This is a genomic window from Lysobacter concretionis Ko07 = DSM 16239 (assembly GCF_000768345.1).
In the GTDB taxonomy this organism is placed as follows: Bacteria; Pseudomonadota; Gammaproteobacteria; order Xanthomonadales; family Xanthomonadaceae; genus Novilysobacter; species Novilysobacter concretionis.
In genome coordinates, this window is the sequence record NZ_AVPS01000005.1 from 283544 (window position 1) to 308320 (window position 24777).

At 67.2% G+C, this 24777-nt stretch carries 20 protein-coding genes; 10 read left to right on the forward strand and 10 right to left on the reverse strand.

Features of this window, described 5'->3' with window-relative positions; translation table 11 throughout:
* Positions 1–15: 15 nt before the first annotated feature.
* Positions 16–696 carry a hypothetical protein gene (locus tag N792_RS07750; protein WP_036193874.1) on the reverse strand — a complete coding sequence of 227 codons (681 nt, stop codon included), beginning with the start codon at positions 694–696 and terminating at the stop codon, positions 16–18.
* Positions 697–816: 120 nt separating this feature from the next.
* Here N792_RS07750 and N792_RS13445 point away from each other — a divergent pair, with 120 nt between their 5' ends.
* On the forward strand, positions 817–1347 hold the full coding sequence (locus N792_RS13445; protein WP_052103706.1) for a hypothetical protein: 531 nt from the start codon (positions 817–819) through the stop codon (positions 1345–1347).
* Between the two features lie 87 nt (positions 1348–1434).
* On the opposite strand, the gene N792_RS07760 is transcribed toward N792_RS13445, so the two are convergent.
* Entirely contained in the window at positions 1435–3573 is a 2139-nt protein-coding gene (locus tag N792_RS07760) for a M13 family metallopeptidase (protein ID WP_036193875.1), read from the reverse strand.
* Between the two features lie 184 nt (positions 3574–3757).
* On the opposite strand from N792_RS07760, the gene N792_RS07765 reads away from it, so the two are divergent.
* A complete protein-coding gene (locus N792_RS07765; RefSeq protein WP_156969341.1) occupies positions 3758–4186 on the forward strand; it encodes a hypothetical protein in 429 nt (142 codons plus the stop codon).
* A gap of 36 nt (positions 4187–4222) precedes the next feature.
* Here N792_RS07765 and prpF read toward each other — a convergent pair whose 3' ends face one another.
* The 3 genes from prpF to N792_RS07780 all read right to left on the reverse strand — a co-directional run bounded on the left by prpF (position 4223) and on the right by N792_RS07780 (position 9540).
* Positions 4223–5410 carry a 2-methylaconitate cis-trans isomerase PrpF gene (gene prpF, locus N792_RS07770; RefSeq protein WP_036193877.1) on the reverse strand — a complete coding sequence of 396 codons (1188 nt, stop codon included), beginning with the start codon at positions 5408–5410 and terminating at the stop codon, positions 4223–4225.
* Between the two features lie 91 nt (positions 5411–5501).
* Positions 5502–8114, reverse strand: a complete 2613-nt coding sequence (acnD, locus tag N792_RS07775) for a Fe/S-dependent 2-methylisocitrate dehydratase AcnD (RefSeq protein WP_036193878.1) — start codon at positions 8112–8114, stop codon at positions 5502–5504.
* Between the two features lie 298 nt (positions 8115–8412).
* Positions 8413–9540, reverse strand: a complete 1128-nt coding sequence (locus N792_RS07780; RefSeq protein WP_191150518.1) for an HDOD domain-containing protein — start codon at positions 9538–9540, stop codon at positions 8413–8415.
* Positions 9541–10134: 594 nt separating this feature from the next.
* Between N792_RS07780 and N792_RS13790 the strand changes: the two genes are divergently transcribed.
* Positions 10135–12501, forward strand: a complete 2367-nt coding sequence (locus N792_RS13790) for a YadA-like family protein (protein WP_084105546.1) — start codon at positions 10135–10137, stop codon at positions 12499–12501.
* A 351-nt stretch (positions 12502–12852) separates the two neighbouring features.
* Positions 12853–13119, forward strand: coding sequence for a hypothetical protein (locus N792_RS07790; protein WP_036193883.1), 267 nt, complete (start codon positions 12853–12855; stop codon positions 13117–13119).
* 319 nt (positions 13120–13438) lie between these two features.
* Here N792_RS07790 and N792_RS07795 read toward each other — a convergent pair whose 3' ends face one another.
* Positions 13439–14539, reverse strand: a complete 1101-nt coding sequence (locus tag N792_RS07795) for an NAD(P)-dependent alcohol dehydrogenase (RefSeq protein WP_036193884.1) — start codon at positions 14537–14539, stop codon at positions 13439–13441.
* A gap of 147 nt (positions 14540–14686) precedes the next feature.
* The gene (locus N792_RS07800) at positions 14687–15610 is read right to left on the reverse strand and encodes a M14 family metallopeptidase (protein WP_198025578.1); all 924 of its coding nucleotides are present in this window, start codon (positions 15608–15610) and stop codon (positions 14687–14689) included.
* Positions 15611–15914: 304 nt separating this feature from the next.
* On the opposite strand from N792_RS07800, the gene N792_RS13795 reads away from it, so the two are divergent.
* Positions 15915–16487 (forward strand): DUF1579 domain-containing protein, encoded by a 573-nt coding sequence (locus tag N792_RS13795; protein WP_191150517.1) that lies wholly within the window; start codon positions 15915–15917, stop codon positions 16485–16487.
* A gap of 42 nt (positions 16488–16529) precedes the next feature.
* On the opposite strand, the gene yedA is transcribed toward N792_RS13795, so the two are convergent.
* Positions 16530–17444, reverse strand: coding sequence for a drug/metabolite exporter YedA (gene yedA, locus N792_RS07810; RefSeq protein ID WP_036193889.1), 915 nt, complete (start codon positions 17442–17444; stop codon positions 16530–16532).
* 166 nt (positions 17445–17610) lie between these two features.
* On the opposite strand from yedA, the gene N792_RS07815 reads away from it, so the two are divergent.
* The 3 genes from N792_RS07815 (at position 17611) to N792_RS07825 (ending at position 19734) form a co-directional block, all read left to right on the forward strand.
* Entirely contained in the window at positions 17611–18711 is a 1101-nt protein-coding gene (locus tag N792_RS07815) for a catalase family peroxidase (protein ID WP_036194030.1), read from the forward strand.
* Complete coding sequence (locus N792_RS07820) at positions 18708–19244, forward strand: cytochrome b (protein ID WP_036193890.1); 537 nt, start codon at positions 18708–18710, stop codon at positions 19242–19244. The genes N792_RS07815 and N792_RS07820 overlap by 4 nt, the downstream gene beginning before the upstream one ends.
* Before the next feature lie 103 nt (positions 19245–19347).
* Positions 19348–19734: a hypothetical protein gene (locus tag N792_RS07825; protein WP_036193891.1), complete on the forward strand. Its 387-nt coding sequence runs from the start codon at positions 19348–19350 to the stop codon at positions 19732–19734.
* 45 nt (positions 19735–19779) lie between these two features.
* Here the strand turns inward: N792_RS07825 and N792_RS07830 are convergent, their stop codons facing one another.
* Entirely contained in the window at positions 19780–20859 is a 1080-nt protein-coding gene (locus N792_RS07830) for a DUF5694 domain-containing protein (RefSeq protein ID WP_036193892.1), read from the reverse strand.
* 126 nt (positions 20860–20985) lie between these two features.
* On the opposite strand from N792_RS07830, the gene N792_RS07835 reads away from it, so the two are divergent.
* Complete coding sequence (locus N792_RS07835; RefSeq protein ID WP_036193893.1) at positions 20986–22020, forward strand: NADP-dependent oxidoreductase; 1035 nt, start codon at positions 20986–20988, stop codon at positions 22018–22020.
* A gap of 147 nt (positions 22021–22167) precedes the next feature.
* Positions 22168–23751: a M20/M25/M40 family metallo-hydrolase gene (locus N792_RS07840; RefSeq protein ID WP_036194031.1), complete on the forward strand. Its 1584-nt coding sequence runs from the start codon at positions 22168–22170 to the stop codon at positions 23749–23751.
* 96 nt (positions 23752–23847) lie between these two features.
* Here the strand turns inward: N792_RS07840 and N792_RS07845 are convergent, their stop codons facing one another.
* On the reverse strand, positions 23848–24660 hold the full coding sequence (locus N792_RS07845) for an isocitrate lyase/PEP mutase family protein (protein WP_036193894.1): 813 nt from the start codon (positions 24658–24660) through the stop codon (positions 23848–23850).
* Between the last annotated feature and the right edge of the window lie 117 nt (positions 24661–24777).

The following is a 24777-nucleotide window of genomic DNA, read 5'->3' on the forward strand; positions in this document are numbered from 1 at the left end:
ACCCTCAGCGGCCATTCATGCCCTCGGCCAAATGGTAGGCAGCAGGCCGACCGAGGTGTCGGCACCCATCGCTGAGGAACCGACATGACGCTCTCTTGCCACCATAAAATCCTGTGGCCGCTCGCGCTTGCTGTCTTCTTGCTGGGGCTGGCGCTGCCTGCCGGCGCGCAAGGTCAACACCGTAACCGGGACCCCGCGCAGCAGGAGCAAAGCCAGTCCAAGTCGAAGTCCGACCGCAGGAGTGACCGGGAGAAACGAGTCACCGAAGCGCGCGAGAAAGTGCAGGACAGGAGGCACCAACGCGAGGCACCACCCGCAAGGCAGCACCAGGATTCGAGACACCGGGATTCGCAGCGCCAATCCCGCGCCCGACAGGATGCCCGGCCGCAGCCACGGTCCGAAATGCACCGGCGTGCCAACGAGCAGCGCCCCGCACGACGACCGGATGACGCGCGCGGGCTGCAACCGCAGACTCGATCGCCACGCAACCAGCACGACCGCTGGGCCACAAGCCAACCAGCGCCTCGGGTCGAACAGGATCGCTTCGAACAGAATCGCTTCGAACAGGACCACCGCGGGCAGCAACGACGTCAGCCCACGCAACGACCGGTCCGCTCGATCGCGTCCCAGCCGCAACACCGCTCCGATGACCGGCGCGGCAACAACTGGAGCAACCGGGGCAATCAGGATGAGCAAGGCAACTGGAACCGGCAGGACAACCGTCGCCAATCACAGCAACGCCTGAGTCGCGACCAGCAGGAGCAGCGCATCCGCGCCGAACGCCACCGCGCCGACCAGTTCCGGAGCGAGCGCCTGGTGCAGCAGCGCCATGCGGCCGACCAGCGCGCCCGCATCCTGCAGCAACAGCGCCGGATCCATCAGTACCGCTACCAGCAGGAGTACTACGACCGTCTGCGTCGCCAGCAGGCCAGCTGGAACGTCCGCAACTACGACTACTACAACGACCCGTACTACTACACGCCGGCGAGCTATCGCTATCGCTACGCCGGTCGCTGGCATGAAACCAACCGCTACGGCGCCGACCTGATCCGCCAGGCGGTAAATCGTGGCTACCAGGAAGGCCTGTACGCCGGCCGCGCCGACCGGGAGGACCGCTGGCGCAACGATTACCGCAACGCCTACGCCTACCAGGACGCGAACTACGGTTACAACGGCTATTACATCAGCCAGGGCGAATACAACTACTACTTCCGCCAGGGATTCCAGCGCGGCTACGAGGACGGCTATTCCGACCACTACCGCTATGGCCGCCGCAACGATGACGGCAACTACGCCATCCTGGCCGCAGTGCTGGCCGCCGTGGTCGGGTTCCAACTGCTGAACTGACGGGACCCGGGCGGATCGGATCGATTCCGCCCGGTTCCGGAGTCGTGCGACGAGGCCGCCGAAGCGGCCTCGTTTCTTTCTGGCGCGTTACCAGATCCGCACGCGATCCTCGGGCGCGACCCACAACGCGTCGGCCTCGGTCACACCGAACGCGTCGTACCACGCATCGATGTTGCGCAGCGGGGCGAAGGCGCGGATGTGGCCCGGCGAGTGGGTGCCGTTGACCAGCTGCTGCCGCAGTGCATCGTCGCGCCACAGGGTGCGCCAGACCTGCGCCCAGCCCATGAAGAAGCGCTGCTCGCCGGTGAAACCGTCGATGACGGGCGCATCCTTGCCATCCAGCGAACGCCGGTAGGCTTCCAGCGCGATGGTCAGGCCACCCAGGTCGCCGATGTTTTCGCCCATCGCGACCTTGCTGTTGATGTGCATGCCGGGCAGCTGCGGGAACTCATAGGCCTCGTACTGCGCGCCCAGCTTCGCCGCCTGGACCTCGAACTTGGCCGCATCCTCGGCCGTCCACCAGTCCCGCAGCAGGCCGTTGCCGTCGGACTTGCGGCCCTGGTCGTCGAAGCCATGGATGATCTCGTGACCGATCACACCGCCGATGCCGCCGTAGTTCACCGCCGGATCGGCAGCCGGGTCGAAGAACGGCGGCTGCAGGATCGCGGCCGGGAACACGATCTCGTTCTTGACCGAGTTGTAGTACGCATTGACGGTCTGCGGGGTCATGCCCCACTCGCCCTTGTCGACCGGCTTGCCGATGCGCACGCGGCGGTAGTCCCACTCGAACTGCGCGGCGCGCACGGCGTTTCCGAGCACGTCGCCGTTGGCGACCTGCAGGCCGCTGTAATCGCGCCAGGTGTCCGGGTGGCCGATCTTCAGCCCGAAGCCCTTGAGCTTGGCGTGTGCCTCGGCCTTGGTCGCCGGGCTCATCCACTCCAGCTGGTCCAGACGTGCGCCCATTGCGGCCTTCACGTTGCTGACCAGTGCGTCCATCTTGGCCTTGGCGTCGGCCGGGAAATACAGCTCGACGTAGTCGCGACCGATCGCCTCGCCCATCGCCGAGGACGTGTAGCTGACCGCCCGCTTCCAGCGCGCCGCCTGCTCGGGCTGGCCGGACAGGAACTTGCTGCGGAACTCGAACTCGGCGTCGGCAAAACGGCGCGACAGCATCGGCGCGGCGTTGTCGATGGTGTGGAAGGCCTGCCAGGCTTGCAGGGTATCCAGGTCGGCGTCGGCAAAGATGCTGGCGATCTTCGGCAGCGCGGTGTCCTGGCGGATCACTCCGTCGGTCGCGTAGTCCAGGCCGGCCGCGGCCAGGTAGGTCTGCCATGGGAAACCGGGAGCGACGGTGTCCAGCTCCGCCAGCACGACCGGGTTGTAGGTCTTGTCGCGGTCACGGCTTTCCGCGCGCGTCCAGTGCGCCTGGGCGATGGCCGTTTCCAGCTTCATGATCGCGTCGGCATGGCCCTTGGGATCGGCCCAGCCGCCCAGCTCCAGCAGTTGCGCGATGTAGGCGACGTAGCGCTCGCGCTGCGGGGCGAACTTCTCGCCCAGGTACATCTCCCGATCACCCAGGCCGAGGCCCGACTGGCTGAAGTACAGGGTGTAGACATCGGGATTGCGCTGGTCGTCGGAGACGTAGCTGCCGAAGAAGCTGCGGCCCAGGCTGGCACTGCTTTCACCCATCAGACGTGCGATCGCGTCCTTGTCTTTGGCGTTGCGGATGGCGTCGAGGTAGGGCTGCAGCGGCTTGGCATCCAGTGCTTCGACCGTCTTCTCGTCGAGGTAGCCCTGGTAGAGCGCGGCCAGCTTGGCGGCGTCGCCGCCGGTGGCGGGATCGGCCTTCGGATAGCTTTCCAGCAGCTGGTGCACGCGCTGCTCGGACAGGTCGCGCAGGCCCAGGAACGAGCCGTACATCGACTTGTCTGCCGGGATTTCGGTATTCGCCGCCCAGGTGCCGCTGACGTAGTCGAAGAAATCCGCACCCGGGCGGACGTCGCGGTTCATGCCGTCGGTGTCGATGCCCCAGGTGCCGAAACGCTTGGCGCTGACGGCGGCGGTGCCGGTCGCGGTCCCGGTCGCGCCACCCGACGTGGCCGGCGCTTCGTACAGCGCGCGCAGGTCGCAGGCGTCATCCAGGCAACGGTCCCCGGCATTGGCCGCCAACGGCGCGCCCAGGGTCAATGCGATCGTGGTCGCGGCAAAGAGCAGGGTCTTCTTCAAGGCGGATCTCCGTAATTGGGGGTCGGGCAATGCAATAACGAACCCCTCTTTCTAGCCTATTGGCCGCGCCTGTCGCAGTGCCGAAGGCTGGGGGGGGGTGGTCGCAGTCGCGGCGAATGGCCGCACACGGGCGCGGGAAACGTTGTCAGGAGAACCTGTGGCCGCAGCGGATCCGGGAGTGCGCATGAAGAGAACCTCGTCACTGGACTCATCCGGCAAAGCCCGCTGCCACTGGACCTTGGTCATGCTGTGCACGGCGAGCCTGTGGTCGTTCAGCGCGATCGCGCAGGACCCGTGCACGTCGATCCCGATGCCGTCGGGCCAGAACGCCGCCGAAGTGTCCGGCACTGCGCCCGGGCACGGCCGCGAGGACGACCCCGGGATCCAGTGCTATTCGCTTGCCGTGAGCCGCGGGCAGCCGGTGCATGTCCGGCTGATGGGCGGGGAGAACGTCGCCATCACGATTCCCGATGTCGGCGACGCGCGCGACGAGTTCGAGTTCGTGGCCAAGCAGGACCGCTATGAGCTGCACGTCTTCCAGTTGTTTCCCGGCGGAGGGGATGAAGCCTTCCGGATCGAGGTCAGAACAGGTGGCGCCCGGCCGGGACGATGACGTCAGGCCGGACATGCGCCGGCCCTACTCCTCTTTTCAGGCAGCGTCGAAATCACCCGGAACGCGCACCCGGCCTTCCATCAGCACACGCGCGCTGCGGCTCATGACCGCCTTGGTCACGCTCCAGTGGCCGTCATCGGTCTGGACGGCTTCCGCGCCGACCCGCAGGGTGCCGGAGGGATGACCGAAGCGCACGGCCGTGCGTTCGCCGCCGCCCGCTGCCAGATTCACCAGCGTGCCGGGAATCGCGGCGGCGGTACCGATGGCCACCGCCGCGGTGCCCATCATCGCGTGGTGCAGCTTGCCCATCGACAGCGCGCGCACGTTGAGGTCGATGTCGCCCGCCGCGATCGCCTTGCCGCTGGACGCGGCGTAGTCCGCGGGCGGCGCAACGATGGCCACTTTCGGCGTGTGCTGGCGCTGCGCTGCTTCCTCGATGTGTGAGATCAGGCCCATCCGCAACGCGCCGTGGGCACGGATGGTCTCGAACATAGCCAGTGCCTTTTCGTCGCCGTTGATCGCCTCCTGCAACTCGGTGCCGGTGTAGCCGATGGCGTCCGCGTTGACGAAGATGGTCGGGATGCCGGCGTTGATCATCGTCACCGTCAGCGTGCCGACGCCGGGCACGTCCAGCTCGTCGACCACGTTGCCGGTCGGAAACATGGCGCCCTCACCGTCGGCCGGGTCCATGAACTCCACCTGCACTTCCGCCGCCGGGAAGGTCACCCCGTCCAGCTCGAAGTCGCCGGTCTCCTGCACTTCGCCGTCCGTCATCGGGACGTGCGCGACGATGGTCTTGCCGATGTTCGCCTGCCAGATGCGCACCGTGCAGATGCCGTCGCGCGGCACCCGGTCCGCGGCCACCAGACCGCTGGCGATGGCGAACGAACCCACCGCCGCCGACAGGTTGCCGCAGTTGCCGCTCCAGTCGACAAAGGGCTTGTCGATGGACACCTGGCCAAACAGGTAATCGACGTCATGGTCCGGCTTGCCGCTGCGCGACAGGATCACCGTCTTGCTGGTGCTGGACGTCGCGCCGCCCATGCCGTCGGTCTGCTTGCCGTACGGGTCGGGCGAACCGATCACCCGCAACAGCAGCGCATCCCGCGCCGCGCCGGGCACCTGCGCGGCGGCAGGCAAATCCTCAAGGCGGAAGAACACGCCCTTGCTGGTACCGCCACGCATGTAGGTGGCGGGAATTTTGATTTGGGGTGCGTGGCTCATCGGGGAATCCAGTGTCAAAGTTCGTGTCATTTCCCGCGGGGAAACATCACCCCGCGATCCCCTCTCCCATCTGGAAGAGGGGCGTTCCGGATCAGGCGACTTTCGACGACGCCAGAAAATCCTGCGCAAACCGCTGCAGCACGCCGCCGGCTTCGTAGATCAGCAGTTCCTCGTCGCTGTCCAGACGGCAGATGACCGGCACGTCCACGCGCTCGCCATTCCTGCGATGGATGACGAGGGTCATGTCCGCGCCCGGCTGGCACTCGCCTGTCACGTCAAACGTCTCGCTGCCGTCGATGCCCAGTGTGTTGCGGTCGGTGCCGGGCTTGAACTGCAGCGGCAGCACGCCCATGCCGACCAGGTTGGTGCGGTGGATGCGCTCGAAGCCTTCGGCGGCGATCGCTTCCACGCCGGCCAGGCGCACGCCCTTGGCGGCCCAGTCGCGCGAGCTGCCCTGGCCGTAGTCCGCGCCGGCGATGATGATCAGCGGCTGCTTGCGCTCCATGTAGGTTTCGATCGCTTCCCACATGCGGGTGACCGTGCCTTCCGGCTCGATCCGCGCCAGCGAGCCCTGCCGCACCGAGCCGTCCTCGTTGCGCACCATCTCGTTGAACAGTTTCGGGTTCGCGAACGTCGCGCGCTGGGCGGTCAGGTGGTCGCCGCGGTGGGTGGCGTAGGAGTTGTAGTCCTCTTCCGGCACGCCCATTTTGGTCAGGTACTCGCCGGCTGCGCTGGTGGCAAGGATGGCGTTGGACGGCGACAGGTGGTCGGTGGTGATGTTGTCGCCGAGCACGGCCAGTGCGCGCATGCCGGTCATCGTGCGAGCGCCGGCCAGCGCGCCTTCCCAGTACGGCGGACGGCGGATGTAGGTGCTCATCGGGCGCCAGTCGTACAGCGGTTCCACCTTCGGTCCGCCCAGTCCGCTGCGGGCGAACATCGGGTCGTAGACCTGGCGGAACTGCTCGGGCTTGACGCTGGCGGCGACAATGGCGTCGATCTCCGCGTCGTCCGGCCACAGGTCTTTCAGCGTGACCGCGTGGCCGTCCTTGTCGATGCCCAGCACGTCCTTCTCGATGTCGAAACGGATGGTGCCGGCAATGGCATAGGCGACAACCAGCGGCGGCGAGGCAAGGAAGGCCTGCTTGGCGTACGGATGGATGCGGCCATCGAAGTTGCGGTTGCCCGACAGCACGGCGGTGGCGTACAGGTCGCGCTCGACCACTTCCTTCTGGATCGCCGGATCCAGCGCGCCGCTCATGCCGTTGCAGGTGGTGCAGGCGAAGCCGACGATGCCGAAGCCCAGTTGCTCCAGCTCCGGCAGCAGCCTGGAATCTTCCAGATACATCTGCACCGCCTTGGAACCCGGCGCCAGCGAAGTCTTGACCCACGGTTTGCGGGTCAGTCCGCGCGCGTTGGCGTTGCGCGCCAGCAGGCCGGCGGCGACCACGTTGCGCGGGTTGCTGGTGTTGGTGCAGCTGGTGATGGCGGCGATGATCACCGCACCGTCGGGCAGCAGGCCCTCGGCTTCCTGCGCGCGGGCGCTGTCCAGGTTGCCGGCGATGCCGCGCGCGGCGAGATCGGACGTCGGCAGGCGGGCGTGCGGGTTGGACGGCCCGGCCATGGTGCGCACCACGGCGGACAGGTCGAACGTGAGCACGCGCTCGTATTCGGCGGTGGTCAGCGCGTCGGCCCACAGACCGGTGTGCTTCGCGTAGGTCTCGACCAGCTTGACCTGCGCGTCTTCGCGGCCCGTCAGCTTCAGGTAATCGATGGTCTGCCGGTCGATATGGAACATCGCCGCGGTGGCGCCGAACTCCGGCGTCATGTTGGAGATGGTCGCGCGGTCGCCCAGCGTCAGCGCCGATGCGCCTTCGCCGTAGAACTCCAGGTACGCGCCGACCACACGCTCCCTGCGCAGGAATTCGGTCAGCGCCAGCACGATATCGGTCGCGGTGATGCCCGGCTGCGGCTTGCCGGTGAGCTCGACGCCGACGATGTCCGGCAGCCGCATCCACGACGCGCGGCCGAGCATCACGCTCTCGGCTTCCAGCCCGCCGACGCCGATCGCGATCACGCCCAACGCGTTCACGTGCGGGGTGTGGCTGTCGGTGCCGACCAGCGTGTCCGGCGAGGCCACGCCATCGACGGCCTGGATCACCGGCGACATCCGCTCCAGATTGATCTGATGCATGATCCCGTTGCCCGGCGGGATCACGTCGATGTTCTTGAACGCCTTCTTGGTCCAGTTGATGAAGTGGAAACGGTCCTCGTTGCGCCGGTCCTCGATGGCGCGGTTTTTCGCGAACGCCTGCCGGTCGAACCCGGCGTGTTCCACCGCCAATGAGTGATCGACGATCAACTGCGTCGGCACCACCGGATTGACCAGCGCCGGATCACCGCCCTGCTTCGCGATCGCGTCACGCAGGCCGGCCAGGTCCACCAGTGCGGTCTGACCGAGGATGTCGTGGCAGACCACGCGCGACGGAAACCACGGGAAGTCCAGATCGCGCCTGCGGTCGATGAGCTGCAACAGCGAGGCCTCCAGCGTGGCCGGGTCGCAGCGTCGCACCAGGTTCTCGGCAAACACGCGCGAGGTGTACGGCAGCGTGTCGTATGCGCCTGGCCGGATGGCATCCACGGCGACGCGGGTGTCGAAGTAATCCAGGGACGTGCCCGGCAGGGGCTTGCGGTGGGCGGTGTTCATGGCGGGCAAGTGAGGACTCCTTGGCAGGCGGCAACGGGTGAAGGCGGCGGCACGAGGCGCACGATCGGGCCCGCCATTGTAGTGGCCATCGCCCCGGTAGCCGGGCAGTCCACACACGAAGGCCGGTACGGGACGCCTTATGGGACGCCTTGCCCCGCTTGCGATCTCGGCCACGAGTCAGCGTCGCTGACCGCAACCGTAACCGCGATGCGCGACGCGCGACAGTACTGTCACAACGCCGTCGGTGCCTTTGCCAGCCTGGCAACCGTGGATAGGCAAACCGGGGAGCCGCGCCTCATCACCCCGCGGAATCAACGCTCCGCCGTACCCGCTTCCAGATATCCGCCGTCGCATGCTGCCGGGGCTCCACCCGGGCCAGCATCGCCAGGGCTTCCGGCTCTTCCATCCGGCCGTGCTTGCACAACAGCGCGAGCGCGCCAACCAGTTGTCCGTAACGTAGCGAGCGGCCCAGCGAGTCGGGCGCTTTGCCCGCCTGCGAGCGCGCCACCGCGGTGTGGATGTGCTCGGGCAACTGCCACTTTCCGGCAACCCGCAACGCCGCCGGCACCGCCCAGGCATCCAGCAGCGCGGTGACGACCTCCGCATCGGCCACCCACCTCGGCTGCCGGGCGTACTGGTCGCGCACCACGCGCCCCACGATGATCGCGCCCAACCCCTGCAGCAGGCCCATCAACTGCGCGGCAAACGCATCGTCATGCTCGACCAGCTTGGCGTGATCGGTCGCCGCTGCCGCCGACACCAGGGTGTACTCCCACATCAGGTCCGCGAACGGAGCGAACGCGCCCACATCGCTCGTCCCCATCACCGGCTGCATCAGTGCGGCCGCGATCAGGTGACGGATCCCGTCGGTGCCCACCATCGCCACCGCGTGGGTGAAGTCCTCCACCGGCCGGGATTGCACGCAATACAACGGACTGCTGGCGATGCGCAGCAGGTTGCCGGCCAGCACCGGATCCTTGCCGATGATGTCCGCCATCATCCGGCCGGACGCATTGGGATCGTTGACGGTGCGCATCAACTGCGGCAACACTTGCGGCCGGCGCGGCGTGTAGCGCGGATGCGCCTCGATCCTGCGCAGCAGCGACACCGACCGCGCCACCACGTCCGCATGTGCCGAGCCGGCCACCACCGCGCCCCGGCTGAAGGACGCGGCATCGAAGGCAATCGCATAGAGACGGTGGAATACCTCGCGATCCTGCTGGTTGCCTGGCCCAGGCAGCTCGCCCGTCCCGTCTGCATCGACGCTGACGCCATGACCGTCGTGCGATTTCGTCGTGCCCGCATGTCCCGCGAGCACCCCGCCCGGCCCTGCGGCGGATGCCGGCACGGGCCGACGACGGATCGCCCACCAGGACAAACCTGCGACCAGCAGCACGGCGAGACCCGCAAGCAGAAGTAAAGGCATCGGCATCAGGGATGACATTCGGGGCGATCCGCATCTTAACCGTCAAAACATCGAACCTCCGTCTTCCCTTCTCCCGCCAGCGGAACAGGCAGCTGCACCCGCCTCCCCTATCCCGCTTGCGGGGTGAAGAGCAACGCTCGCGAGCCATGGCTCGCGTGGCGATGAACGCTGGGGCGCGGAGCGAGGTGCCCGTATGGCGGACACGCGAAGGAAGCATCCTTGGAGTGTGAGGCACGCGAGACAGCAGCTCGCATCGCCCGACGTTTCGCGTGCCCTCACCCCAACCCTCTCCCGCCCGCGGGAGAGGGAGCAAACCGCTTCCCTTCTCCCGCCGGCGGGTGAAGGTGCCCGCAGGGCGGATGAGGGCCTACGAGACAGCAACTCCCATGACACCCGCTTTCCCATCGCGTCCCGCACGGAATGTCCGCTTCGCTTCCCCTGCGGCGTGTATTGGAGGTCGCAGCACTCTGCCTCACGCCGATCCTGGATCCGGAGCATCAAGGACGGTCTCGGCGGCGAAGTCTCGAATGACCACGGCAATACCCGGCTAATCGTCTGGGATCGCTTACTGATTCACCCACGGAGAAAACCTGCATGCGCCACATCCTTACCCGCCACGATAACAACGCTCATCCATCCACCGCCGCTCGCCAGCTCCGCCGCACTCCGGTGGCATTGGCGCTGCTGCTGTTGCTGGGCGCACCACTGGCCGCCTTGGCGGCCGATCCGGTCTGCTTCAATCCGGACGGCACGCCCAACCCGGGCGCCAACACGGACCAAGGGGCGGAAAATGGAGGTCAATACAACTCGACTTGCACGGCCTGGGCCAGTGCGTTTGGCCAAAAAAACGTAGCTTCTGACATATACAGCAGCGCGTTTGGTCAACAAAACCGAGCCATTGAGTGGAGCAGCAACGCATTTGGATCGGAGAACTTCGCCTCTGGCGGTTTCAGCAGCGCATTTGGTCATGCCAACGACGCCTCCGGGTGGAACAGCAACGCATTCGGATACCAAAATCAAGCCTCCGGCAGGGAGAGCGCCGCGTTTGGCCTTCTCAACGAGGCCTCTGGACTGCGGTCCACCGCAGTGGGCCATGGCAGTCTCGCTCGCGGAGCGGGCAGCATCGCCGTCGGCGGCTCTATCGACACCACTCACACTCTTGCCAATGACAACTACGCAAGCGCGTTCGGCGTTGCTTCGCAAGCTACGGGCCGCTCGACCAGTGCCATCGGCAATAGCAACGTGGCTTCTGGAGCTTTCAGCAGCGCGGTTGGCTACCTCAACGAAGCCTCCGGCTATGGCAGCAGTGCGCTGGGGCACAGAAACACTGCATCGGGCGAGGACAGCAGTGCTGTTGGCAATCGGAACAGCTCACGTGGGGACCGAAGCAGCGTGTTTGGCATTCGTAACGAAGCTCACGGCACAGCCAGCAGTGCACTGGGCGCTAATAACACCGCAAGTGGCAACGTCAGCCTCGCAGTGGGCTACACCAACGACGCAGGTGGTCTCGCGAGCACTGCGGTGGGGGACTCCAACGACGCGAGCGGCGAGTACGGTACAGCGATAGGCTCCCGGAATGCGGCCCTTGGCGACCGCGGCACCGCGATCGGCATTGCGAACGAAGCCGCTGGCGAATACAGCACCGCGATCGGCGCTCTGAATCGTGCCGCAGGCGATAGATCTGTCGCCGTCGGCGTGCTGAGTCTTTCAAATGGCCCGGACAGCATCGCAGTCGGCACGTGGCTTGACGTCAACGGTGATGGCATTCCCGATGTCAACGAAGTCACCGTTGCAAGCGGCGACAACGCCAATGCGTTCGGCAGCGGAGCGCAGGCCACGGGCGACCACAGCAGCGCGATTGGCACGGGAACCGTGGCCAGCGGCAATGCCAGTGCAGCGTTCGGCCCGAAAGCGATCGCAAGTGGTGGCCTCAGCGCCGCTATCGGCCCGGCGTCCGCTGCCAGCGCGCTGCAGAGCGCGGCATTCGGATCCGGCGCCAGCGCAATCGCTGAGCGCAGCGTGGCGTTGGGCTCCAGCTCGGTCGCCGACCGCGTCAACACGGTATCGGTGGGCAGCGTCGGCAGCGAGCGGCAGATCGTCAACGTGGCCGACGCCACCGCAGCGACCGACGCCGTCAACCTGCGGCAGATGCAGGCAGCCGTTGCCGGCGCCGGTGGCATGACGGCGGCACAGGTGCAGACCATTGCCGATGCGGGTGACATGCAGACCCTCACCGATGCCAAGGCCTACGTCGATGCACAAGTGATCGCTGCCGGCAGCATCACCGAAACCCAGGTGCAGGCCATCGCCGATGCGGGCGACGCGCAGACGTTGGCCGACGCCAACGCCTATGCCGATGCCGGGGATGCGCAGACTCTGGCCGACGCCAAGGTCCATGCCGAGACCTATGCGGATACCGGCAACGCGCAGACCCTGGCCGATGCCAATGCCTACACCGATGCCAGCACTTCGCGAACGCTGACCGATGCCAAGTCCTACATCGACGCGCAGGTGATCTCCGCCGGCAGCATCACTGAAACCCAGGTCCAGGCGATTGCCGATGCCGGCGATGCGCAGACGCTGAGCGATGCCAACGCCTACGCCGACAGCGGCGACATCGCCACGCTGAAATCGGCCAACACCTACACCGACCAGCAGATCGCGTCGTACAACCAGGGCCTTGATCAGTTCCGGGTCGAGATGGACGACCGCTTCTACAAGGTCGATCGCCGGATCGACCGGCTCGGCGCGACCAGCGCGGCCTACGCCGGGCTGGCGGCCAACACGGCCGGTCTGGGCGGCGTCAACAACATCGGTATAGGTATCGGTTCGCAGGGCGGCGAGCAGGCCTTGGCGATCGGCTACCGCCGCGCCATCGGCAACCGCGCCAGTGTGTCGTTCGGCGGTGCGATCGCCGGCGGCGAGAGCAGTGTGTCCGCGGGTGCCGGCTTCAGCTGGTAAGCCGTAGCCACGAGGCAAACCGGCCCACGGCCACCGGAGACGGGGTGGCCGTGGGTTTCTTTGTGCGCCTTTGTCGGCGACACTCAGACCCGCCAAGAGTTGGTCTGCGCATGACGTTTCGCCGATTTTGCGAGAACTTAACAACCCATTCACGACACTTAACGTATTATGCGCATTCCTTCCGCCCTTGCGTCCGGCTCCAGGCGCGCTCGCCGGGGCATGCCGCCATCGCGCCAACGGAAGGAACCCACTGATCGCCACGACGGACACCAGGCGTGCTTCGCCGCCCTGTCCATCCGCCCGCAACCGCCCGTTGCCGGCCACGGCGATCCAGCCACCTCAAGGAGAACCATGTCCAGCAAACCCGCCCGGACCACCACCCAGCGCAACAATCCGTCACACCTTTTCGCATCCAACCGCGGCAGGAACCAGAACGTCAGCATGACCAGCGATACCATCGCCGACGACATCGCGGCCTTCAAGAAAAACGGGGGCCGTATCGAGGTTCTCGGCACCACCCCGATCCGCGCCAACCTCACGGCGTTCCGCTCCCGCGGCAATACCCAGCGCAAGCGTCCGGCCGCGGCCAAGACGGCTGCCAAAAAGGCCACCGGCTGACACCGTCGCCGCGCACTCCGGGCGCAACCGCCCAAGCCGGCGCAGAGTCGGATAGCGCCTGATCCGATGCCACGCCATTCTCCCGGCTCACCACCGCCAAGCGGCCGGTGACCAGGAAAAGGCCTGAAGGCCATCCGGCCTATTGACCAGCCCGCTGCGGCTCCATCTTTCCCGGACCGCTTTGCGTACGCTCTGCGCGCGTCCCGACTTGTGGCTTGATGCCCCAACTGACAACCGGTGGCTTCGGATGAAGATGCCTGTGCGAGCAGCCATCCCATCCGGAGGCCACCGTTTTCTTGCAACCGCGCTCCTGCCCGTCTCACCCGCCAGGGACGATCGCGACCTTCAACACGCCGTCGCGCTGGTTGGCGAACAGGTCATAAGCCTCGACGATGTCGTCGAGCTTGTAGTGGTGCGTCACCAACGCGCCGAAATCAGCGCGGCCTGACGCCACCACGTTCATCAGCCGGCGCATGCGCTCCTTGCCGCCGGGGCACAGCGCGGTGTTGATTCGGTGGTCGCCCAGCCCGGCTGCGAACGCCGCCAGCGGAATCTTCAGGTCTTCCGAATACACCCCCAGGCTCGACAGCGTGCCGCCGGGCTTGAGTACACGCAGCGCCTGCTCGAAGGTGGCCTGCGTGCCCAGCGCCTCGATCGCCGAATCCACGCCGCGGCCGCCGGTGAGCTTCATGATCTCGTCGACGACATCGCAGTTGCGGAAGTTCAGCGCCACGTCCGCGCCCATCGCCCGGGAGACGTCGAGGCGGTGGTCATTGCCGTCCACGGTGATGATGGTCGAGGCACCCAGCAGGCGCGCGCCGGCGGTCACGCACAGGCCGATCGGCCCCTGCGCGAACACCGCCACCACGTCACCGATGCGGATGTTGGCGTTCTCCGCACCCTTGAACCCGGTGGACATGATGTCCGGACACATCAGCACCTGCTCGTCGGTCAGGCCGTCCGGAATCGGCGCCAGGTTGCCCTGCGCGTCGGGCACCAGCACGTACTCGGCCTGGGCGCCGTCGATCATGTTGCCGAAGCGCCAGCCGGCGGTGGCCTTGTAGCCGTGGTGGCCGCAGCGCCCCCTCTGGATCAGGTAGCTGCCGTCCTGCGAGGCGACGCCGTCCTGCGCGGCATAGGAGTTGAAGTTGGGGCAGATCGCCCCGGCGATGACGCGCTGGCCTTCGGTGTAACCGGTCACGGCGCTGCCCAGCTTCTCGATCACCCCCACCGGCTCGTGGCCGATGGTCAGGCCCTTGGCGACCGGATACTCGCCCTTGAGGATGTGGATGTCGGTGCCGCAGATTGTGGTGGTGGTGATGCGGATCAGCGCGTCGTTCGGACCGACGTCGGGAATGGGCTTGTCGGCCAGCTCGATGCGACCGGGGCCAACGAAGGTCGCGGCTTTCATCATGCTCATGGCGTAGTCCTGACGTGTGAGGTGCCGCGTGCCATGGCGGGTTCCTCCGGGTGGGGACCCTACACTGCGTCGGTGGACGTGATTGGCGCGTCGCCGCGCAGCCTTTCGTGGCCGCGTCGGCGGATCCGGGCCGAAGCGGCCCTGCGTTCAGCCACCATGCGCCAACGCGAAATCAATCGCCGCGCAAACCGCGGCGACTTGCGCGGCGTTGCACTGCTCGGCAGTGGCGCGGGGACTGTCGGGATAGACCTCGGTGGTGGTCCTGTAACGCGCGTTGGTCATGCCGGCGCACAGACCCAGTGGCTTGAGCGCGTACTCGATCACGCCAGGCGCCACCACCGGCGAACCGATGATTTCAGCATTGGCATCCGCCGGAGCGATGTGGGTGACCTTCTCCACCGCCGCGATGATGGCCTGCTGGAACGCTGGCTGCGGATTTTCGCTGTCGTCGACCAGATAGAAACCATCGGGGATCTCGCCCGGCACGTCCGGTTTGCCGTCGCGCGCCGCCAGTGCGGGGCGGAACTCGGACTCGTCGGTGTCGGTGGTTTCGTGCAGGTCGATGTGCACCAGCACGCGATCATTGAACGGCACGACCAGGCGCATGAGTGCAGCCGACTCTTCCGCCGGGCTGGGCTCGCGGAATGAGCGGTTGGGATCGATGGCCTGCGGATTCCAGCGATGGATCCGCTCATAGGCCCAGGGACTGACGCAGGGCGCGACCAGCAGGTTGACCCGGCCGTCGTAGTCCGCCGCATGTTGGTCGACGAATTGCAGGGCCCCGTGCACACCGCTGGTTTCGTAGCCATGCACGCCGCCCGTCACCAGCGCGACCGGCAAGTCGTCGCGCCAGCCGCGGCTCTTGATCGCGAACAGCGGATAGCTGTCGGGAGCGTAGTCCAGCTGCCCGTACTGCACCACGTCGAAGCGCTCGCGCAGGCGCTCGATCGCGCTCAGGACATCCGCCTCGTAGCTGCGCTGGCGGGTCTGCCGCGACCGCCATTCGCTCCGCTCCGTGTCACCCCACGGGGTTCCGGGCGTGCCGACCGGATAGGGGGAATGGGTCGTCATCATGCTTTCTCATCAGGGACATCGGCGCTCGATGATGCCGCCGATGGGTAGCCACGCCAACCTCCGGGCTGAGTTCCGTCTGACACAGGCCCTCCGGGCGCCGCAGCAGGCAGGGTCCGACACGCAGGTGACCGTCGGTCGCCCGGCAACTTTCTCCCGTCCCACCCACCGGCCGCTCAAGTCCCCAGCGCCCGGCGTGAGCGTGACGCGGGGCAGTCACGGGCCGCCATATACTCGGCTCGCCGCAGTTCGCGACGTCACCGTCCCACTGGAGGTTCCCATGCTTCGCACGCTCGCAAACGCAATGCTTCCGCTGTCTCTGGCCCTCGCCTTGCCTGCCTTGGCGCAAGACCCGCCACCGGAGATGTCGCCGGAGGAGGCCGCCATGATGCAGGCCTACATGGAGGCCGGGACCCCGGGTGCTCCGCACCAGGCCCTCGCGAAGACCGCCGGTGATTACGACCTGTCAATTCGCAGCTGGAACGCGCCCGACGCGCCACCCACGGTCGAGTCCGGCACCGCCACCCGTACGATGATCCTCGACGGTCGCGTCATGGCCGAACAGGTCAAGTCGCAGATGCACGGCCAACCGTTCACCGGCCACGGCATGCAAGGCTACGACAACGTCACCGGCAAGTACTGGTCGACCTGGAACGACAGCATGTCGACCGGGTTGATGGTCAGCCAGGGCGAGTGCGACAAGGACGGCGCCTGCACCTTCACCGGCAGCTGGCACGATCCGGTGAGCAAACAGGAGGTCGCCTCACGCATGACCACCCGCTGGACCTCGCCGACGGTCGAGGTGTTCGAAATGTATGCGCCCGGACCGGACGGCAAGGAAATGAAGATGATGGAGATCACCTACACCAGGAAGTGAGGTGGTCCAACCGACGGAGGCTCCGCGTGGTGGCGGGGTCTCCTACCTGCGCAGCCGCGCCAGCGTGATCACGCCGACGCCGACAAGGATGATGGCCATGCCCGCGAGGTCATAGGGACCGACATGTTCGCCGGCCAGCAGCACGCCGAACATCACCGCCACCGGCGGGTTGACGTAGGCGTAGCTGGTCGCCACCGCCGGCCGGGCGTGCTTGAGCACGTACAGATACGCGCTGAAGGCGATGATCGATCCGAACACTGCCAGGTAGACCAGCGCCAGTGTCGCGCGCACGGTCGGTGCGGCCGGCAGGCTCTCGCCACTGGCAAAGCCCACGCCGAGCAAAGCAACGCTGGCACATAGCATCTGCGCGGCGGTGTTCATCGGGCCGACCGGCATGTCCTGGCGGCGGCTCCAGACCGAACCGAGCGCCCAGCACATCGCCGCGGTCAGCAGGGCGATCGCTCCAAGACGCTCGCCGGACAGGCCGCTGCCCATGTTGAGCACGATCACGCCGGCAAAGCCGACCAGCAGGCCGATGGTTTCCCGGCGCGTCGGCCACTGCCCGTACATGCCGGAGAACGCCGCCGCGAACAGCGGCATGCTGGAGACCGCGACCGCCGCGATGCCCGAGCTCACCCGCTCCTGCGCGAAGCACACCAGTCCATTGCCGAACCCGAGCAGCAGCAAGCCGGTGATCGCCGCATTGCGCCACTGCAACCGGGTCGGCGTGGCGTGCCCGCGCCAGCGCAGGTATGCGTAGAACGCGACGCCGGCACCCAGGAACCGCAAGCCCGCCAGCAGGAACGGCGGATAGCTTTCCAGCGCGAAACGGATGCCGAGGTAGGTGGAACCCCAGACCACGTAGAGCGTGAACAGCGCGAGCGGGATCAGCACGCGCGGATCGAGGTCCGACGAGGCCGGCGACGCCGTTGCGGCGGGGGTGGAGCGGTCAGACATGAGGGCGCGCCGTTCGTGGGTTACGCATTATCCGGGGTCGCGACCGGAATCGTCATTGGATGGCGTCGACATCGGGATACCTTCCTCCTGCAAATTCACCGCGCCGATCACCCCTTCCCCGATAGGATTGCCCCGGTACCGCTCCCCGACCGCGCAGGCCTACCCCATGCCCCATTCCCCGAGCCCTCCCTCCCCCGCGCGACGCTGGCTGTCCCTGCTCGCCATCGCCGCCTTAGTTGCCGCACTGGCAGCGGCGTTTGTCTGGGCCGCCGGCTGGTGGCCGACCGACCGGCTCACCGCACAGCGCTTCACCGATGACATCCAGGCCGCCAACGGCCAGGTGTATCCGGGCTTCCGCCGCGCACACGCCAAGGGCATCTGCGTGTCGGGCTGGTTCGAGGGCAGCGCCGAGGGCGAGGCACTGTCGATGGCGCGCGTGTTCGCGCAGGAGCGCACGCCGCTGCTGGGCCGGATGTCGATCGGCGGTGGTTCGCCCTACGGGCTGGATCCGCAGGCGCGGGTGCGCAGCATGGCGCTGCAACTGATCGCCGACGACGGCCAGGAGTGGCGCATGGCGATGAACAGCTTCCCGTTCTTCGGCGCCGCCACCGTAGCCGAGTTCGACGAGCAGACCCGCGCCGGCACGCCCGACCCGGCCACCGGCAAGCCGGACCCCGCACGAGTGGCCGCGTTCCGTGCCGCCCACCCGGCGGCGCAGCGTTTCGCCGAATGGGCCGGCAGCGCGCCGTGGCCGACCAGCTTCGCCAACACCCGCTACAACGGCGTCAACGCCTTCCGCTTCGTGAACGAGTCGGGGCAAATGCGGCACGTGCGCTGGTCGATGGTGCCGCGCGCCGAATTCGCGGCACTGACGCCCGCCGAGCGCGAAGGTGCCGACGCCGGCTTCCTCGCGGCCGACCTCGACCGACGCCTCGCCGCGGGCCCGCTGCGCTGGGACATGGTGGTGACCGTCGCGGAGGCTGGCGACCCCATCGACGACCCGTCGCAGCCCTGGCCCGATGCGCGCCAGCAGGTAAGCGTCGGCACGGTGGTGATCGAACACGCTGTGCCGCAGGCCGACGGTGCCTGCCGCGACGTCAACTTCGACCCGCTGATCCTGCCCGTCGGCGTGGAGGGCTCGTCCGATCCGATCCTCGCCGCGCGCTCGGCGGTGTATTCGGTGTCGTTCAACCGTCGCCTGAGCGAAGTTGCACACGGTGCGCTAGCCGCACCCGCCGCCCCGGCCCCGAAGGAGGACGCGCCATGAGCCGCCCCGGCTTCAAGCTCCCCGCGCGCATCCTGCACTGGGCCATGGCCCCGCTGGTGCTGGCGATGCTGTTCGTCGGCGTCGGCATGGTCGCCTCGCTGGAATGGCGGCCCATGCTGATCGCCTTTCACCGCCCGCTGGGCGTGGCAATCCTGCTGCTGGCGTTGATCCGCCTCGGCTACCGCTGGCGGAACCCGCCGCCGCCCCTGCCCGCCGACCTGCCCCGCGCGCAGGCGGCGGCTGCGCTCGCCTCGCACTGGCTGCTGTATGGCCTGCTGGTGGCGATGCCGCTGGTCGGCTGGGCCATGCTCTCGGCCGGCGGCTACCCGGTGGAGCTGTGGCCCGGCGCGCAGTTGCCGTCGATCGTCCCGCATGACGCCACGTTTTACGCCCCGTTGCGCAGCGCCCACTCCTGGCTGTCACGGCTGCTGTTCGCGACCATCCTGCTGCATGTCGCCGCCGCCCTGTACCACGCGTGGGTGAGGCGGGATGGCGTGTTCGCGGCGATGGCGCGCGGCCCGGGCGAGGATTGAGATCCGGCCGGTCGGCCGATGGCGTCCCGGAGTACCGGTTTCATTCGGGATTAACCGCCCGGCGCGGACGATGCCAAGCCAACCTCGGCGAAGGAGACCCACCATGCGCAACGCACTGATGGCCTCGGCACTGATGGCTTTCGCACTGTTCCTTGCGAGCGCAAGCGTCAGCGCCCAGCAGACCGAGAACAAATGGCGGCTGGAATTCAGCGGCAATGCCGAGTCCGCCGGACAGGTGGTGCTGGCATTGGCGCCCGAAGGGGACGCCGCAGTCGTCGTGACCGTGCCGGTCGCCGAGGACACGCGCGAGAACGACATCGCCAGCGCGGTCGCCAACCAGTTGCGGCTGCAGCTCGGCGACACTTACCAGGTGGAGCGCGACGACGGCGAGGACGTGCTGGTCAAACGCCGCGATGGCGAGAAGAAGTTCAGCGTGGGACTGGTGGAAAACACCGTGGAAGGGCTGAGCCTCGACCTCGCCCGGGAATGACTCACCCGGGAATGACTCACCCGGGAATGACTCACGGAATGATGATCAGGGCGCCTGCAGCATCGTTTCCGCATCGACCACGTCCACGCCCTGCATCTGCCCCAGCAGGCTGTCGAACCATGGCTTGTGGGATGCGCCGACGATCGACAGCACACGCGCACCGGGCTGCTCGCGGAACGCCGCGCGGATGTTAGCCACCATGCGCAGGTTGCGGGTCTCCCAGCCGGCAACATAGATCTGCGCGTACTGCCCCGGCGACGCCTCGCGCATCGCGGCGCCGAAGTCGCTGTCGGCCTGCACGCGGCGGACATCGGGACGGTTGATGTAGCGGTACAACGCCAGCAGGTCACCGCGCCTGGTGAGTTCGTCCTCGTGCTTGCGCAGGGGCTGCGTCTGCGTCTCGGCGGACTTCCATGCCTGCCGGATCGCATTGGCGTAATCACCCACCTCCGCATCCGGTATCGCCACGTTGTCGCCGGTGTGGTCGTCGACCGGGAACACCCACTGCAATCCCAGCCGGGCGGCCAGCCGTGCCGCAATCTGGGAGTCCTCGCTGTTGGTGGTTGCGAGCTTGTCCAACCGCGCCACCAGCGCATCGTCCAGACCGTCGCCGACGCGACGCTCGAATTCCGCCAGTTGCAGCCACTGGGTCAATGCCGAGGCCGGGTCGTTCGCTGCCAGAAACAGCGCCGCCAGATGCCGGCGCGCGGCCGGGCTCGATTGCGTCGGCCAATCCGCCAAGGTCTTGTTCACCTCGGCGATCGCCGCCGGAACATCCAGGCCGGTCGCAGCCTTGGCGGCATCAGTGCCGCTGCAGTACGGCGAGATGCTTTCCGGGTCGTAGACGGTCGGATGGCGCGCCATCAGGTCGCAGCTTTCGCCGGAGATCGCCTCGATGGTGATGACCTCCGGCTTGAAGGCCGCCAACCGCTCCAGCACCGGTTCCAGCGATCCGGGCTGGAAGCCGTCAGCCAGCTCGGCCAGGTGCACGCTGCCCAGTACCAGCACCTGCGCCCGCGGGCCGGCCATGTCCTTGTCCAGCACGGACAGGTCGACCTGCGCCTGGGCCACACCGAGCCACCCCAGTGCCGCCGACAGCCCGACGATCACCCATCGTTTCTTCATGCCTTGCTCCCATTGGATGTGTGCATCTGGGGTCGTCGGGGAAGGAACCGCGCCCGGGCACCGATGCGGGAGAATCTACTCCAGCTCCCCTTTCAACCCGAATCCCGACCCGCCGAGGTATCCACGATGTCCCAGTCCAGAACCGTCAACCGCCAGATCACCCTGGCCTCGCGTCCGGTCGGCGCCCCGACGGCCGACAACTTCAGGACGCTGGAAACCCCGGTACCGACGCCGGCCGACGGCCAACTGCTGCTGCGCAACGTGTACCTGTCGCTGGATCCCTACATGCGCGGCCGCATGAGCGACGCCCCGTCGTACACCGCGCCGGTCGGTATCGGCGAGGTGATGGGCGCCGGCACCGTGGCGCGGGTGGAAGTCTCGCGCCGTCCTGATTTCCGCGTCGGCGACCTGGTGCTGGCTCATGGCGGTTGGCAGGACTATGCGCTGTCCGACGGCAGCGGCCTGCAGCGGCTGGATGCGGACATGGCACAGCCCTCGCTTGCCCTCGGCGTGCTCGGCATGCCCGGCTTCACCGCCTACATGGGCCTGCTCGACATCGGCCAGCCCAAGGCCGGCGAGACGGTGGTGGTGGCCGCTGCCAGCGGCGCGGTCGGCTCGGTGGTCGGCCAGATCGGCAAGCTCAAGGGATGTCGCGTGGTGGGCATCGCCGGTGGCCCGGAAAAGTGCCGCTACGTGGTCGACGAACTCGGCTTCGACGCCTGCATCGACCATCGCGCGCCGGACTTCGCGCAGCAGCTGGAAGCCGCCTGCGCCGATGGCATCGATGTCTATTACGAGAATGTCGGCGGCGCGGTGTTCGATGCGGTGCTGCCGCTGTTGAATGCCAAGGCCCGCATCCCGGTGTGCGGATTGATCGCGCATTACAACGACACCCGGCTGCCACCCGGCCCGGACCGCCTGGGCCTGCTGACCCGCACGCTGCTGACCAGGCGCATCAAGATGCAGGGCTTCATCATCTTCGACGACTACGGCGACCGCTTCGGGGAATTCCTCACGCAGATGAGCGACTGGGTCACGCAGGGAAAAATCAAATTCCGCGAGGACATCGTCGACGGGCTGGAAAACGCGCCGCAGGCGTTCATCGGCCTGCTGGAAGGCCACAACTTCGGCAAGCTGGTGGTGCGCCTCGTCCCCGAGTGACCCCGGACGGCCTGTGCCGCAACGGGCCACTTCTCCCGGCATGACTAAAGGCCGGCGAGCGCGACCGTACGCGCACCTAGACTCGATCCCCTGATACCGGCCCACAGCCCATAGGGGATGAAAGTGATCAAGCGTTGCCTGTTGTCGATGAGTGCGTTGCTGTTGAGCCTGGGAGTCAGCGGCATCGCCGCGGCGCAGGAGCCGGTGGACCTGGACATGGTCAGCCGCATCCGCCAGGAGGCGTTCCACCGTTCGCAGGTGATGGACCATTTCAGCCACCTCACCGAGACCATCGGTCCGCGGCTGAGCAACTCCCCGCAGATGGCGCAGGCCAACGCCTGGACCCGCGGCCAGTTCACCGACTGGGGCCTGGCCAACGTCCACGACGAGGCCTTCGACGACTTCGGTCGGGGCTGGGAGTTCAGCTCGGCCAGCGTCGAGATGCTGGGCGATCGCGTTCAGCCGCTGCATGCGCTGCCCAAGGCCTGGACACCCGGCACCGACGGCGCGGTGGAAGGCGAGCTGGTGCAGGTGACCATCAAGAAGCTGGCGGATATCGACCAGTACCGCGGCAAGCTCGGCGGCAAAATCCTGTTGCTGGGCGAGGCGCGCGAGTACAAGCGCCCCACCGAGCCCGACTCTCACCGCCACGACGCCACCTCGCTGGAAGGCCTGCAGGAATTCACCATTCCCAAGGGCACCGCGAAGGAGCGCGACAAGCGGGTCAAGGAATACAAGGAGCGCCTGGAACTGGCCAAGGCGGTGAACACCTTCTTCGCCGAAGAAGGCGCGCTGGCGGCGCTCAGCATCAGCGGTTGGGACAACGGCATCATCCGGGTCGCCGGTGGCGGCTCGCGCAAGGCCGGCGAACCGGTCGGCATCCCCGAGCTGGCGATGATCGCCGAGCACTTCAATCCGCTGGCGCGGGCGCTTGAAAACAAGCAGACGGTGAAGCTGCGGGTCAACGTGGCCGCGCGCTTCACCGACGAGACCGACCAGCCGGGCTACAACACCGTCGCCGAGATCCCCGGCCGCGGCCGCAAGGCCAACGAGATCGTCATGCTCGGTGCGCACATGGACTCCTGGCACACCGGCACCGGCGCGGCCGACAACGCGGCCGGCGTGGCGGTGATGATGGAAGCCATGCGCATCCTCAAGGCGGTCGGCGCCAAACCCGACCGCACCATCCGCGTCGCGCTGTGGAGCGGCGAGGAACAGGGACTGGTGGGTTCACAGGCCTATGTGGCCAAGCATTTCGCCGCCTATCCCGAGCCCACCGATCCGGCGCAGAAGGCCCTGCCGGGCTCGCTGCGTGATCCCACCGGTCCGTTGCAGAAGCACCGCGACTACGACCGCTTCTCGGCCTACTTCAACATGGACAACGGTTCGGGCCGCTTCCGCGGCATCTACGCGCAGGAAAACCTCGCCGTGACGCCGATCTTCCAGGCCTGGCTGGCGCCGTTCCACGATGTCGGCGCGACCACGGTGGCGACGCGCAACACCGGCAGCACCGACCACATCTCGTTCGACCGTGTGGGTCTGCCCGGCTTCCAGTTCATCCAGGACCGTCTGGACTACTTCAGCAATGTCCACCACAGCCACCTGGACACCTGGGACCACGTCGAACCGGAAGACCTGAAGCAGGCCGCGGCCATCGTCGCGTCCTTTGTCTACCACGCTGCGACGCGCGAGGAGAAACTGCCGCGCAAGCCGGTGCTGGAGAACAGGTAGACGACGAACGCCCGCGCCGCTGGCGCGGGCCAGGGCCCGGAGCGGGGATGGGTGAGGGAATACGCGACTGCCTTGCGTCAGGCTCCATATCCACCGCTAGCGATCACCGTCATCAAACAGCGCATTGATCGCGCCGTAATCCAGCTTCTTCGCGCCATCAGCATCAGACGTGCGATGCAGAAAATCGCTGGCCAGGCGCGCCGTATGGCTCAACGCCGAGATTGAAATGGACGCCCCGGCGCTCAACCGCCGCACCCCGAGCGCTTCGAGCTCCCCGGCCGCCGGCAGCCCTGGCGACGCCATCAGATTGAGCGGCAGGCCTGCGCGGGCCACCACCTCGCCAATCTGCTCCACATCGGCCAGGCCCGGCACGAACAGCCCGTCGGCACCCGCGTCCCGGTAGCGCTTCGCGCGCGCCAGCGTTTCCTCGACGCGCCGTTCCTCACCGACCAGACCGCGCAGATAGACATCGGTGCGCGCGTTGACGAACAGATCGACACCACGCCCGGCGGCCATACGCTTGATCTGTTCAATCTTGGCCACCAGCAGGTCGGGATCGTCGGCGCCGTCCTCGATGTTGATGCCGACCGCACCGGCATCGATCACCCGGCCGACATGCCCGGCGACGACCGCGGGATCGCTGGCATAACCGTCCTCGAAGTCGACGCTGAGCGGCACCCGGATCACGCGCGCGATGCGGGCAACCGTGTCCAGATGATGCTGTATCGGCAGATGGCTGCCATCGCGGTAGCCGTTGGCCCAGGCCAGGCCGGCGCTGGTGGTGGCGATGGCCGCGGCACCGAGGCTTTCGATCAGGCGCGCGCTGCCCGCATCCCAGGCATTGGCGAGCAACAGCAGGCCGTCATCGTGCAGGTGGCGGAAGGTGGTGGCACAACGCGTCTGGGACATGAGGGACTCCGGAGTCACGGGTCAACAAGGATGGCAGGCCCGGCCACCCACGACGCCGATTTCAGGCACGCAGGCGACGCGGCCTCATCATCGACTGCCCGCCAACGCTACACTGCC

Coding starts and splice junctions, on each gene's coding strand:
- N792_RS07765 (WP_156969341.1), top strand. CDS start 3,758: ATGAAGAGAACCTCGTCACTGGACTCATCCGGCAAAGCCCGCTGCCAC.
- prpF (WP_036193877.1), bottom strand. CDS start 5,410: ATGAGCCACGCACCCCAAATCAAAATTCCCGCCACCTACATGCGTGGC.
- acnD (WP_036193878.1), bottom strand. CDS start 8,114: ATGAACACCGCCCACCGCAAGCCCCTGCCGGGCACGTCCCTGGATTAC.
- N792_RS07780 (WP_191150518.1), bottom strand. CDS start 9,540: ATGCCTTTACTTCTGCTTGCGGGTCTCGCCGTGCTGCTGGTCGCAGGT.
- N792_RS13790 (WP_084105546.1), top strand. CDS start 10,135: ATGCGCCACATCCTTACCCGCCACGATAACAACGCTCATCCATCCACC.
- N792_RS07790 (WP_036193883.1), top strand. CDS start 12,853: ATGTCCAGCAAACCCGCCCGGACCACCACCCAGCGCAACAATCCGTCA.
- N792_RS07795 (WP_036193884.1), bottom strand. CDS start 14,539: ATGAGCATGATGAAAGCCGCGACCTTCGTTGGCCCCGGTCGCATCGAG.
- N792_RS07800 (WP_198025578.1), bottom strand. CDS start 15,610: ATGACGACCCATTCCCCCTATCCGGTCGGCACGCCCGGAACCCCGTGG.
- N792_RS13795 (WP_191150517.1), top strand. CDS start 15,915: ATGCTTCCGCTGTCTCTGGCCCTCGCCTTGCCTGCCTTGGCGCAAGAC.
- yedA (WP_036193889.1), bottom strand. CDS start 17,444: ATGTCTGACCGCTCCACCCCCGCCGCAACGGCGTCGCCGGCCTCGTCG.
- N792_RS07815 (WP_036194030.1), top strand. CDS start 17,611: ATGCCCCATTCCCCGAGCCCTCCCTCCCCCGCGCGACGCTGGCTGTCC.
- N792_RS07820 (WP_036193890.1), top strand. CDS start 18,708: ATGAGCCGCCCCGGCTTCAAGCTCCCCGCGCGCATCCTGCACTGGGCC.
- N792_RS07825 (WP_036193891.1), top strand. CDS start 19,348: ATGCGCAACGCACTGATGGCCTCGGCACTGATGGCTTTCGCACTGTTC.
- N792_RS07830 (WP_036193892.1), bottom strand. CDS start 20,859: ATGAAGAAACGATGGGTGATCGTCGGGCTGTCGGCGGCACTGGGGTGG.
- N792_RS07835 (WP_036193893.1), top strand. CDS start 20,986: ATGTCCCAGTCCAGAACCGTCAACCGCCAGATCACCCTGGCCTCGCGT.
- N792_RS07840 (WP_036194031.1), top strand. CDS start 22,168: ATGAGTGCGTTGCTGTTGAGCCTGGGAGTCAGCGGCATCGCCGCGGCG.
- N792_RS07845 (WP_036193894.1), bottom strand. CDS start 24,660: ATGTCCCAGACGCGTTGTGCCACCACCTTCCGCCACCTGCACGATGAC.